Here is a 14,606-nt window from a genome sequence, read left to right on the forward strand (position 1 = left end):
CAAATGAATAAGTTAAAGATATTGCACTTTGATGAAGGGTTCTGGCTTTACTATTATAGATTAGAACATAGTCACTTTAAATGGCCTCAGAATCCAGAAGAAGCACTTAAGGTAAATAAGGATGAACTAAAATGGTTATTAAAAGGTTATGAAATTAGAAATACATCAAAATTCAAGCCTGTTACTCAAAAAAATTACTATTAATAATATATTGCAAAATGTCCGAAACCCTTTGGAAACAAAGGGCTTTTATGGTATAATAGAGGTAGTAAAACTAAGGCTTTGAGGTAAGAAATGAAGGACGAATTTTTAGAAAATCAATTAGATGAAAAAACAAAATCTTTAATAGCTGAAATGGAAAAAAAACTTGATAAAAAAGATGAAGAATTAAAATCTAAAAATGATGAAATTAATAATTTTAAAAATGAGTTAGCATATTTGAAAGCACAACTGGCTAATAGAAACAAAAAGATCTTCTCTTCTTCAAGTGAAAAAGTAGATTCTAATCAACTATCTCTTTTTAATGAAGCAGAAAAAGAGAGTAATTCAAATATAAATGAACCTATTATTGAAGAAGTGTGCTATACAAGAAAGAAATCTTCTAATAATACAGGAAAGAAAGATAATTTAGAAGGGTTAGAAAAGGTTATTATAGAACATAAACTTTCTGAAGAAGAAGCTATATGTAAGGAATGTGGCTCTCCATTAGAAATAATAGGAGTTAATTCTACTAAACAAGTATTAAAATTTGTTCCGGCGAGATTATATGTTGAAGAACATATAACATATAACATATAGCTACGCTTGCCGTAAATGCGAAGCAGACAACATAAATTCTAATATTACTACTACAAAAGCTCCTAAAAATCTAATTAATAAAGGAATGGCTTCTAATAATCTGTTAAGTCATGTTATTTCATTAAAATTTCTTTATTCAGTTCCATTATATAGGCAAGAAAATTACTTTAATATGTTAGGAGCTACTTTATCTAGACAAACCTTATCTAATTGGGTTATTGGAGTAGCTGCAGAACTTACGGATGTATATAATCTAATGAAAGATGAAGTACTTAAGTCTAATTATGTTCAAGCTGATGAAACAACGATAAAAGTTATTGAACATAATGGCAATGAATCTAAAGCAAAAAAATATATGTGGCTATATAAAACAGGTTCAAGCCGAAATCCGATAATACTTTATGATTATCAAAAAACAAGATCTAGTTCTTGCCCTAAGGAATTTTTGAAAGGCTTTAGTGGATTCTTGCAAACCGATGGGTATCAAGGATACAATAAAGTTGAAAATGTTAAGCGAGTATATTGTTTAGCACATATACGTAGAAAATTCCATGAAATTGTAAATAATTTAAGTGATGAAGCCCTAAAAAACTCAAGAGCAATTATAGGGTTTAATTATTGTGAGCAAATTTATAAATTAGAAAAAGATATAAGAGAACAATATGGTAACGATGATGATTATTATCAAAAACGTTATGAAATAAGGCTTGAAAAACTATCACCGATTTTAGAAGCTTTTGAAAAGTATATAAATATAGAAATCAAAGATGCACTTCCAAGAAGTCCTCTCGGAAAAGCATTAGAATATGCTCAAAAAACAGTTCCAACAATGAAGAACATATTAGAAGATGGTTCTTTAGAAATTGATAATAATGCAGCAGAACGTTCAATAAAGCCATTTGTAATTGGCCGAAAGAATTGGTTATTTGCTAATACTGCTAAAGGAGCAAGGGCAAGTGCAACGATATATAGTATAATAGAGACAGCTAAAGCTAATAATCTAAAAATAGAAAGGTACTTAATTTATTTATTTGATCATTTATCAAATATGGAAATTAGAGAAAAAGATTTATTATTAGAATTGATACCTTGGTCCGATACAATTCCAGAGGAATTGAAACTTAAATCTTCAAAATAAATATTAAATTGTAACTCAGACAGTAAGCATTTTTACTATCTGAGTTTATTTTATCATCAGATATTTATAGTTAAAATACGTGAAATTTTTGACGATTACGTTTTAGTTATATATATAATGATAAAATAAAAAATATTAAACTGTAGTTCAGGTATTAGTTACTTCCTAATATCTGAGCTTATTTTAGCATACCTAAATTTCTATTTCCGTATGTAGTTTTTTTTTTTTTTTTTGTAAAAAAAGGTAAAGGGAAATGTGTCAATAGTAAAGATTCTGTGTAAATGTTTTCATAAAAGTTTAAATAGATTAAATTTTATTGTCAAAAAATTGTTTATGTGCTAATATTTACGTGTAAGAAAATTACCTATATTCAATATTTAACTAATTTGCAATTTAAAATAACTAATAGGTATTTCTATTTACAAAAGAGGGGGAAAATAAATGAAAAAAAAATTTATAGCTGCTATAGTATCGGTATCTATGATTTTTTCAATGTTTAGCTCAAGTATTCCAATAGTACAAGCTAAAGAAAATACAGATGATATAGATTATAGTAGTTATCAAACAGGACGTCTTGAAGAGACAGAAGAGGGGCAAGAATGGCTTGATGATAATATGCTTAACATTGAGTCAAAAGAACAAGTGAATCAAGTAATTGAAAATGGAAGTGATGAAATACAATCGTATTCAGCTAATCCATGTGCAGAAAATTCATATAATGAAATAGAAGGCGAAATTCCTTCTAGCGTGGATAATAGTGTTACGAAATATTTTCCACCAATAGCTAATCAAATTGGTGGGTCATGTGTCAGTTATTCACTTACATATTATGTGATGACTTATGACTATAATAAGTATCATGATACAAGTGCTAATTGTGATGAAAATATTATGTCACCTAGATGGACATATAATTTGACAAATGGAGGTAAAAATGCAGGGACATTTGCATCAAGTTGTGTTAGAAGATTAATAGATAATGGAGCTGTATCAATTAGTGAAGTTCCTATAAAATATTCTGGTAGTTTGCCTACAAACTATTATACAGATTATTTTGCAAGAGATGATATTTGGGAACATGCTCAAGATAATAGAATTAAAGATGGATATTATATAAAAATAGGAGATAGTAAGCAAAGTACACCTATAACATCACCTAAAGATGAAGATTTAAATTTAATAAAGTATGCATTATCTAAGGGAGAAATTTTTTCTTTTGGAACAGATATATATACATTTAGATATGGAATAATTTCTCAAAATAGTCAGGTGCCAGAGAATGACAAATATGCTGGCGAATATATAGTGGGAAGATGTGATTATGGTTCTGGTGGTCCTCATCAAATGACTATTGTAGGATATGATGATGACATATGGTATGACATTAATGAAAATGGTATAGTTGATGAAGGTGAAAAAGGTGCATTTAAGGTAGCTAATTCATGGGGAACTTCTTATAAAAATTCAGGATTCGTATGGTTATCTTATGATGCATTAAATGAAGTATCAAGTGTTAATAATAAAAATATTAGTAGCACAACAAGGTATAGAGCTATTGATTATAATGAAGTAATTGGATTAGTTATGGAAGATAAAAGCGAAAATGAAGAATATTATTTAGAGGTAGTGGCAAATTCTTCTGATAGATCTAAAACCCAAATAAATGTTTCAGATATTAATGAAGACAAAATAGAATCGTTATATCCAGTATTAGATGGATTTAGAGGAGGTTCTTATGGGTATGATGGAACAACTAATGCAACAGATGGAAAATTTGTTTTTGATTTAAGTAGATATAATAGTATATTAACTAAAGATAAAATATTAAAAGATGGATTAAAAATAAATATTACAAATATACAGCCTGATTATAATAATTTATCAATAAAAAGTTTGGTATTAGTTGATAAGAATAATAATTCAAGGACATCGTTAATTGAAAAACCTATTAAGGTTGAGAAATCAACAGTTGAAGTTTATTCAAAGGATATTAGTGTAGAAGCGCCTAATAATTTATCTGCAAAAGTTGATAATGGAAAAGTATCATTAAATTGGTCAATAAAGAATAATGAATCAATAGCTTACTATCAAGTATATAGAAATGGGTTATACTTAGGGCAAACAACAGACACAACATTTGTAGATGATTCAGATCTTAATGGTAAATACTCGTATGCTGTAAGAAGCGTTGATGTTAATGGTAATAAATCTAAAAAGGAAAATACAAGTGTAAATAATTCATATTGTAAAGTATATTATAAGAATTCAAATTATTCATCATCATATATACATTATAGAATAAATTCTGATTCTTGGACTATAGCACCAGGTATTAAAATGAATTCTTCTTCGGATAAACAAGGATATTCAGAATATATTATTGATTTAAGCCAATCTTCAGAAAATAGTAATATTACTGCATGCTTTAATAATGGCAATGGTGCTTGGGACAATAACGGTGGTAAAAATTATAGTTTAAAAAAAGGCATATTTACAGTGGAAAATGGATGTGTTAATGAAGAGAAAAAACCACTTAAATTAGTAGGAGTCAATATTGAAAGTCAATCACCTCAATCAATTGGTAATACTATAATAATAACTCCTATAGTAGAAGGTGGTTCAGGAGATTATTATTGTTCTCTAGCAATTGAAAAAGAAAAGCATGCTTGGTATGTTGGGACTAATAAAATTTATTATTGGAAACCAACTGAACTTGGAAATTATCAGATTTATTGTTATGTAGAAGATAAAGTAACTGGGGAAAGAACAAAATATTCAGATGCAGTCAATTTTAGAATTATAAATGAGAAACCTTTTGAAGTAACAGGCATAGACTTTTCAGATGATTCATGTGAATTACGTAATTCTGTAATAACTTTTAATGTAAAGACTAATGCAGATGATCTTAATAATAATATATCTTATAAAGTATTAATAACTGATCCTAGTGGAAATGAAAGCAATTTGTATCCTGAAGCTTCAGATATAACTAAATTCAAATATTATTTTACTGATTTAATTGGAACATACACTATCAATGTGAAAGCTACAAATAATGATACAGGAGAAGAATCAAACAAAACAGTTAATTATGAAATAAAAGATGGACCATTGACTATTAAGTCATTTAAGGCTGTTAAAAATTATTATGATAGTGAAGAGATAAAGGAAGTTAAAGCAAGTGATTTTTATTATTTAGCAGCACAGGTTGTTGGAGGTGTTGGTAGATATAGTTATCAATATGGATATTATTATAATGATGAATATCATAAAATTGATGGTAATGATTATTCTTATTTATATCCACAAGTTGAGAAACCTGGAGATTATAAATTTGAGCTAGTTGTAAAGGATGAGGCTGGAAATTCAGCAACTGTATATAAAAATGTAAAAATCACTCAAGGAGATTTGAATATTTTACCTCCAGAAATGGACACCAGAGAGGTTAAGTTAAATGATTATCTTAACATTAATTTTAAATGTAAGTTTAATGTTGATGCAGTAAAGTATAAAGTTATTGATAATTATAATGGTGAGTCTGAGGTAATACAAGATTTTACTTATGGTGATACATTTAAGTATAAAGCCACAAAGGGAGGATATCATACTTTATTTATAGAAGGTAAAGATAGCAGAGGAGTTGTTAATTCTAATTTCGTAAATATTAGAGTTACAACTGATCCAATTGTAATTGATTCTTTTAAAGCGAATAAGGACACAATAGAACTTGGAGAAAGTGTTAAGCTTGAAACCAAGTTATCAGGGGGATATGGCAAAATATTATATAATATTTTAGCTTCAGACGAAAATTTAGAATATACTTACATTAAAGAAAATAGTGATTCAAAAGAAGTAACATGGAAACCTAGTAAGATTGGAAAATATAAGATTCGATTAGATTGTCATGATGATGCTTACAATTATGCAAATAGTACAATAGAAGTAACTGTAACAGAACCAGTAAAATTAACAACTACAACAATATATTACAAAGGATATGATAATCCATACATTCATTACAGAATTGCAGATGGAACTTGGACTACAGCACCAGGAGTTAAGATGGAAGAAAATTCTGAATTAGATGGATATAACTATGCAATAACAGTAGATTTAGGAGATAAGGATACATTAGAAGCATGCTTTAACAATGGAAATGGAAATTGGGACAGTAATGGAGGAAATAATTATAAGTTTAGTACTGGATACTATACTTATAGTAATGGAGTAATTACAGAAATAGAGAAACCAACAAAGCAATTAAAAATTGATTCAATTGATTCAAAACTTGGAACTTCATATGTATCTGGAAATGAAAATATATTTACAGTTAAATCATCAAATGGTGAAGGAAAAGTAGAATATAGATTTGAGTATAAAAATAATACTACAGGAGATTCAGGGGTCCTTAGAGATTATTCAGAATATAATACACTATCAACTTATTTAAGTACATCAGGTAAATATACATTAACAGTTTATGCAAAAGATGAAGCTGGAAATACAGATTCTAAGACTTTAGATTTCACAATAGAAGAATATAAAGATTTAAAGATTGAATCAGTAACATCAAGTTTAGGAGACTCTTTTTCAAAAGGAGAAACAACAGAATTAATTATTAATACTGTAGGTGGAAGAGGGATAAATTATTATGATTTACAAGTCAATGAAAAATCAATAATAACTGATGATACTTCTAATAAAGTATCATGGACACCGGAAGAAGCAGGAACATATGAAATAGTTGCATATGCAAGAGAAGAACAAGGTGAATATACTACTTTTAAAAAGATAATAAATGTTGAAGAAAATTCAAAAAACATAACAACAATATATTATAAAGGATATGACAATCCATATATTCATTACAAAGTAGGTAATGGAAATTGGACTAACGTTCCAGGAGTTAAAATGAAGAAGACTTCAGAAAAACCAGGTTATGATTACAAGATTACAATAGATTTAGGAGATGCTGATAATTTAATAGCATGCTTTAACAATGGAAATGGATCATGGGATAGCAATAATGGAAAGAACTATGCATTTGGTGTAGGAGATTATATTTATTCAAATGGAAATATAACAAAAATTAATTAATTATAAAAGGCTTAAATGCTGCACTAAAAGGTGCAGCATTTTTTATGAGAAAAATCCATATAATTAAAGAGTTTATGTAAATGTTTTCTTATGATTTTAAATAAATTAAACTCTATTGTAAATAAATCACTCCCGTGTTAGTATTTACATGTAAGTAAATTCCTATATACAACCTTTTGCTGGTCTAATAGGTATTTCTAATTTAAGAAAGAGGGGGATAAATAAATGAAGAAAAAAATTCTTTCGGTTATAATGTCATCATTTATGCTTTTTTCCATGTTTACTACGGGGTATAACTATAAGGTACAAGCAAAAACATCAGATGATAATAATTATAACCAATATGAAACTGGACTTATTCCAGAAGATAAAGCTGGACAAGAATGGCTTGATCAAAATTTAGTAAAAGTTGATTCAGAAGAAAAAGTATATGAGGTGTTAAATAATAATAGCAGATCACCTAAAAAAGTTCCTAAGGCAGCTTCTCAAAGTGAAGAAATCCCAAGTAGTGTGGATAATAGCAAGAATAAATATTTTCCACCTATAGTAGGACAGAATGGAAGCTCTTGTGTAAGCTATTCAATAGGGTATTATTTAATGACTTATGAATATAACAAGTATCATAATACTAGTGCAGATTGTGAAGAAAATCTTATGTCACCTAGGTGGTGTTACAATTTAACTAATGATGGAAATAATAGTGGATCATCAGTTTCTAGCGTTCTTAGTTTACTAAAAAGAAATGGGGCAGCAAGTATTAAAGATGTTCCAAGATCATATAGTGGAATGATGCCAGAAAATTTTCATTATGATTATTTTGCAAGAGATAACATTTGGGAAAATGCTTTAAAAAATAGGATTAGTGAAAGCTATTCTGTAGAAATAGGAAAATTAGGTGAGGATACACCAATTAAGTCACCAAATGATTCTAATTTGAATGTTCTTAAAAGCGTGTTAGCTAAAGGAGAAATACTAAGTTTTAGCACATATATATATGCATTTGAATATGATACTATTAACGAAGGATATGATCATGCTGGAGAAACAATAGTAACAAGTTGTGAAGGTGAATATGGATATCATGAAATGACTATAGTAGGTTATGATGATAATATATGGGTTGATATAGATAATGATAATGAAGTAGATGAAGGAGAAATGGGTGCTATAAAAATAGCAAACTCATGGGGAAAAGGATATAAAAATTCAGGTTTTGTATGGGTTGCATATGATGCATTAAATTATAAATCTTCAGTTTTATCTGATTATTCATCAAGTAGAATAGGTGTTATTGAAGATTATATGGCATATGGAATTAATATGACTGATACTGCTAATAATGATGATTTGTATTTAGAATTAGATTTAAATACAGAATTAAGAAATACAGTCGCTATTACTTGTTATACAGGAGATGAAGAAAACATAACTATGTTAAAACCTATATTTGACAATCGTGGAGGAAAACATGGTTATGATGGAACAACTAATGCCTCTGATGGTAAATTTGTAATTGATTTAAGTAGATATAATGATACACTTACTAGGGAAAAGATATTAAAGGACGGAATAAAGGTAAATATTGATGATACAAAAAAAGATGGTGTAGATTTAACGGTAAAAGATGTAGCCTTAATAGATAAATCTAATAATTCAAGAACATCTTTATTAGATAAAAGTGTTAAATTAGATGGAAAAGGTATAGAAGTAGAATCTAAAGTTTCAGAAGTAAAATCACCAACTAATTTTAAAGTTAATATTAATAAAGACAATCATGGTGAGTTATCGTGGGATAAAGCATCTGATGATATAAGTTATTATAAAATATATAGAGATAATTCACTTATTGGTTCTACTGAAGATACAACATTTTTAGATGAAAAAGATTTAAATGGAGAATACACTTATTCAGTAAAAGCAATAGATAAAGAAGGAAAAACATCTCAAAGAGTAGAGAAGAAGGTGAATAATACTTATTGCAAAATATATTATAAAAATAATAATTACAGTTCAACATATATTCATTTTAGAATAAATAATGGTAATTGGACAACTGTACCAGGTAAAGAAATGAATAAATCAACTAGTAAAGATGGTTATTTTGAATATATTGTAGATATGAGTGAGTACCCAGAAAAAAGTAAGGTAGAAGCATGTTTTAATAATGGGAAAAATTCTTGGGATAATAATAATGGAAGTAATTATTTATTTGACAAAGGTTCAAATACTTTAGAAAATGGAAAGATTAATAAAGAAAATAGTGAGTTGAAAATTGATAGTATACAAGTTAGTAAAACATCACTAAAAGTAGGAGAGGCTATAAAAATATATACTGATGTTTCAGGTGGCTCAGGTGAATATAGTTATACCTTTAATATAGATAAAAAAGTAAAACATAGTATTCTTGTTAGTAAAAGCTATTATATTTGGGAACCTACAGAAGCAGGAGAATATACTATATCATATAGTGTTTATGATAAGATAACTCATGAAAGTGTTTCAAGTGAAGAAATTAAATGTATTGTAAAAAATAAAGAAGATTTTAAAATAACAGGTATTAATTTTGAAAAGAAATCACCTCAATTAAGAAATACAAATATATCTTTCGGTATTAATACTAATGTAGATAATACAGATAATAATATAAGTTATGATGTATATGTAATTTTACCAGATGGTAGTAAGAGAAATGTATATAGAGATTATACAGAAGACGACAAATATAAATTTACTGAAACAAAATTGATTGGAACATATACATTTTATGTAACAGCTCAAAATAATACTACTGGAGAAGAAGATAACATAACTTTTAATTATGAAATAAAAGAAGGACAATTAAGTGTAAGTTCGTTTAAAGCTCAACAAAGTTATAGTGATTATGAAGATTTAGATGAAATAAAAGCAAGTGAAACTTATTGCTTAAAGACAGTTGCTGTTGGAGGAGTTGGAAACTATAGTTATCAATATGGTTATTATTTTAATAATAAGTATTACAAGATTGATAATGTTAGTTGGGAAAGTTTCTATCCTAATTTAGAGAAACCTGGTGAATATAAATTTGAAGTTATTGTTAAGGATGAAGCAGGAAATTCAACAACAGCATACAAAAAATTAAAAATTACTCAGGGGGATTTAAAGATAGATTATCCTGAGATGGATAAAAAAGAAGTCGAAATAAATGGTATTATTAATTTTAAATTTAAAAGTAGATACAACGTTGATAAAGTAAAATATAAAGTAATTGATAATTATAGTGGACAATCTGAAGTGATACAAGATTTTTCATATTCGGATACATTAAAGTATAAGGCTACAAAGGGAGGATATCATTACTTAATTATAGAAGGAAAGGATAGTAGAGGAATTGTTAATACTTGTAATTTAAGTTTTAATGTTAAAACAGATCCTATAACTATTGATACATTTAAAGCAAACAAAGATACAATAGAGCTTGGAGAAGAATTTAACTTTTCCATTAAGTTGTCAGGAGGATATGGAGAGAAGAAATATAGTTTAGTAGCAATAGATGAAGATAATAATTATGAATATTTTAAAGAGAATAGTAATAATGAAGAAGTAAAATGGAAACCTAGTAAAACAGGTAATTATAAGATTGAGATTAATTGTAATGATAATGCAGGAAATTATGCAAATAAAACAATAGAAGTAACAGTAACAGAACCGGCAAAATTGACTACTACAACAATATATTATAAAGGATATGATAATCCGTATATTCATTATAGAATAGGAAATGGAGCATGGACAAATGTACCAGGAATTAAGATGGATAAAAATTCAGATATAGAAGGTTATAATTATGCAGTAACAATAGATTTAGGCGATGAAGATACATTAGAAGCATGTTTTAACAATGGAAATGGAAATTGGGACAGTAATGGAGGAAAAAATTATAAGTTTAATACTGGATATTATACTTATAGTAATGGAGTAAGTACAGAAATAGAAAAACCAAACAAACAATTCAAAATTAATTCAATTGATTCAAAGCTTGGAAGTTTGTATGTATCTGGAAATCAAAATATATTCACAGTTAAATCTTCAAATGGTGAAGGAAAAGTAGAATATAGATTTGAATATAAAAACAATACTACAGGAGATTCGGGAGTACTTAGAGATTATTCAGAGTATAATACTTTATCAACTTTATTAAGTACACCAGGAAAATATACATTAACAGTACAAGCAAAAGACTCAGTGGGTAATGAAGATAGAAAGACTTTAGAGTTTGAAATACAAGAATATAAAAATTTGGAAATCAGTTCTATAACATCAACTTATGGAGATATTTTTGAAGCAGGGTCAACTACAGAATTAATAATTAATACTACAGGAGGAAAAGGACAAAATTACTACGATTTAGAAGTAAATGGAAAGTCGATAATGACTGATAAAACATCTAATAAAGTATCATGGACACCAACAGAAGCAGGAACATATGAAATAACAGCATATGCAAGAGAAGCAGAAGGTGGATATACTACTTTAAAAAAGATAATAAATGTTAAAGAAAATTCAAAAAACATAACAACAATATATTATAAAGGATATGACAATCCATATATTCATTACAAAGTAGGTAATGGAAATTGGACTAACGTTCCAGGAGTTAAAATGGAAAAGACTTCTGAAAAGGAAGGATATGATTACAAGATAATAATAGATTTAGGATATGAGGATAAATTAACAGCGTGCTTTAATGATGGAAATGGACATTGGGATAGTGCTGGTGGAAGAAATTATGAATTCGGTATAGGATATTACACATATTCTAATGGCAAAGTAAATAAAGTTATGTAATTAGATAAGACTAGTCTTTTGAATAGAATTTAAAAGACTAGTCTTTTATTATATTTATGTGGAGGAAATATTATACCTCTTTTTATTGAACAATTTCTTTTGATGTTTGTAGGTATTGCAGATACCTTTGTGGTTAGTTTCTCTAGTGAAGCTGATGTGTCTGGAGTTTCTTTAACAACTTCTTTTAACACTGTATTGATTTTAATATTCCGTTGGCCTTTGTTGCGACTTTTATTTGGAAAAACTGAAGCAGATGTTATGAATGCCTGTGAAATATATCTAGTTATAACAACTCTTTCTCTTCCAGCATTGGCTATTTATGATGCAGGAGCATCTTTATGTAGAAGTATAGGAAAAACTAATGTAACAATGTATATATATCTAATTACTAATATAATAAATATAATTGGAAATTGCATAGGGGTATTTGTATTTAAATTAGGGGCTGCTGGAGTAGCATTAGGAACTACATTATCTCAGACTATTAGCGTTATTATCGCACTTATAACAATTAAGAAGAGAAATATTGGCATAAATTTAAAAAAAGAAGATTTTATACTTAAGAAATCTGTTATATCAGAAGTGTTGAAGATAGGAATTCCTGTTGCAGTTTAAGATGGTTGTATTCAAGTAGCCTTTGTTATAATTACAGTTATTGCGAATCATAGAGGGTTAGATGATGCAGCTGCTGTAGGAATCGTAGAGAAGATGATAAGTGCATTATTTTTATTATACCTTCTTCAATGCTAGCTACAGTTTCAGCAGTATCTGCGCAGAATATAGGGGCAAATAAACATGATAGAGCTAAAAAGACATTACATTATGGAATTATACTAACTAGCATTTATGGTATAATTGTAGTACTTGTTATACAATTAATAGCAAGTTCAGTTATAAATTTATTTACTAAAGATACGATAGTAATTTTATTAGGGAGTCAATATATTAAAAGTTATATTTGGGACTGTATCTTTGCTGGGATTCATTTTTGTTTTACTGGATATTTTTGTGCTTATGGTAAATCTTATATTGGATTTTCACATAATATATTAGCTATTATATTAGTGAGGGTACCAGGATCATATTATGCTTCTAAGTATTTTCCCAATACATTATTTCCAATGGGACTTGCGGCACCTGCGGGATCATTGTTATCAGTAATAATATGTTTAATTGCTTATAGGTGGGTAAAGCATAGTGTGTTGTTGAAGTGTGAAGGAGAAATATTAAGTAAAGAGTAGTATTGAGGGTAATAAAAGGGTTTTTTATTATTTGGGGAAATTATATAAAAGGAGTTGAGAATTAAATATGAGAAATGTAAAAATTAAAGAAATTGAAATTGTAGTGCCTAAGACTAAATTTTCAAATGACTATTATATAGATCATTTTAAAAGACAGGGTAAAAATATAGAAGGTTTATTAGAGACATTTGGAAGAAATGAAAGGTATGTAGGGGACAAACATAAGGAGAATACGGTATCTCTAGGAATAAGTGCTGCTAAGAAAGTATTAAAAAAGGCCAATCTAGAAGGAAAAGATATTGATATGATTTTATTTGCTAGTCAATTTCCTCAAAATACATGCCCTATTCAAGCATTACAAATACATAAAGCAATAGGAGGAAAGCCTACAACAATGGTTCAGGATGTTAATTCTAATTGCTTAGGGATGCTTGCAGCTGTAGATGAAGCGGTACGTTATTTAAAACAAAAAGATAGATTTAACACAGCGTTAATTGTTGGAGCGGACTGTATGACTTATGGATGTGATATAAATAATGAATATACATATCCTATGTTTGGAGATTTAGGGTGTGCATTAATATTAGAAAAAACAGATGAAGAAGGTGTTGTTGGATCTACTTATATGGTTAATAGTGAAGAAGCTGATACATATGTGCTTTATCCAAAAGAAGGATTTTATAATAATATAAAGCCAGAATTAAAGTGGATTCCTTTTGATGCAAGTTTTGTTCCTAAATGTACAAAAGATATGTTTGAAGATATTCTTGTTACACATAATATGAAATTTGCAGATATTGACCATTATTGTTTATCACAATATGCAAAAAGTATGTTAGAAGGCATTATAAAAGAATTAGATGAACCAGAAGAAAAATTTATTTATATTGGGGATCGATATGGTTATACTGGAACAAGTTCACCTTTTGTTGCTTTCTATGAAGGAATTAAGCAAGGCAAGATACACAGAGGAGAATATGTTGCATTTTGGTCTGTAGGAGTATATTGGACTTCTTGTGCAATAATTTTAAGATATTAACAAAATTTGTATTTTGTAAAATATATTTTAAGAAAATCCATATTTATAGAAATAAGGTAAATATAGGAGTATTATAAAGCTATGATAAATATAATAAACAAAGGAGTGAATAAATGTGTCAGGAAAACATAGTTTTATAAGAGAAGGTAAGAATTTAACTATTAAATTCGAAGGATTTTACAATGAAGAGAATGCTGTTAATTTTATGAGTGATTATAATAATGCAGTAAGTGATATAAAAAATACTAAAGATAGCATTTTAGTGTTGGATGGTAAGGATCTTATGACTGCAAGTCCTAAGTTAATTCCGATATTAAAAGAATGTTTTTCTAAATATGATAAAGAATTTGGAAAAGTATATTTGATAAATCCGAGCACAGCAACAGCTAAAATGCAAATGAAGAGAATTGCGAAAGAAGCAAATGCATCATTTGAATTTGTAGATCAAGCCCCTAAATTATCATAATAA

General features: G+C 28.0%; 9 protein-coding genes. All 9 read left to right on the plus strand.

The window, feature by feature from the left end; translation table 11 throughout:
• A partial coding sequence (gene tnpB / locus KQI77_RS10010; RefSeq protein ID WP_253289424.1) for a transposase occupies window positions 1–204 on the plus strand: 204 nt, incomplete at its 5' end.
• Between the two features lie 90 nt (window positions 205–294).
• Entirely contained in the window at window positions 295–798 is a 504-nt protein-coding gene (locus KQI77_RS10015; protein WP_216390291.1) for an IS66 family transposase zinc-finger binding domain-containing protein, read from the plus strand.
• A gap of 43 nt (window positions 799–841) precedes the next feature.
• Window positions 842–1,936, plus strand: a complete 1,095-nt coding sequence (locus tag KQI77_RS10020; RefSeq protein WP_367397301.1) for an IS66 family transposase — start codon at window positions 842–844, stop codon at window positions 1,934–1,936.
• Between the two features lie 441 nt (window positions 1,937–2,377).
• Window positions 2,378–7,033 carry a carbohydrate binding domain-containing protein gene (locus tag KQI77_RS10025; RefSeq protein ID WP_216390292.1) on the plus strand — a complete coding sequence of 1,552 codons (4,656 nt, stop codon included), beginning with the start codon at window positions 2,378–2,380 and terminating at the stop codon, window positions 7,031–7,033.
• Window positions 7,034–7,258: 225 nt separating this feature from the next.
• Window positions 7,259–11,857: a carbohydrate binding domain-containing protein gene (locus tag KQI77_RS10030; protein WP_216390293.1), complete on the plus strand. Its 4,599-nt coding sequence runs from the start codon at window positions 7,259–7,261 to the stop codon at window positions 11,855–11,857.
• Window positions 11,858–11,959: 102 nt separating this feature from the next.
• Window positions 11,960–12,472: an MATE family efflux transporter gene (locus tag KQI77_RS13050; RefSeq protein ID WP_253289427.1), complete on the plus strand. Its 513-nt coding sequence runs from the start codon at window positions 11,960–11,962 to the stop codon at window positions 12,470–12,472.
• 128 nt (window positions 12,473–12,600) lie between these two features.
• On the plus strand, window positions 12,601–13,098 hold the full coding sequence (locus tag KQI77_RS13055) for an MATE family efflux transporter (protein ID WP_253289425.1): 498 nt from the start codon (window positions 12,601–12,603) through the stop codon (window positions 13,096–13,098).
• Between the two features lie 67 nt (window positions 13,099–13,165).
• Complete coding sequence (locus KQI77_RS10040; RefSeq protein ID WP_216390294.1) at window positions 13,166–14,137, plus strand: 3-oxoacyl-[acyl-carrier-protein] synthase III C-terminal domain-containing protein; 972 nt, start codon at window positions 13,166–13,168, stop codon at window positions 14,135–14,137.
• A 115-nt stretch (window positions 14,138–14,252) separates the two neighbouring features.
• Window positions 14,253–14,603 (plus strand): hypothetical protein, encoded by a 351-nt coding sequence (locus KQI77_RS10045; RefSeq protein ID WP_216390295.1) that lies wholly within the window; start codon window positions 14,253–14,255, stop codon window positions 14,601–14,603.
• Window positions 14,604–14,606: the final 3 nt, after the last annotated feature.

Origin of the sequence: Clostridium sp. MSJ-8 (genome assembly GCF_018918325.1) — a bacterium.
GTDB lineage: Bacteria > Bacillota > Clostridia > Clostridiales > Clostridiaceae > Clostridium.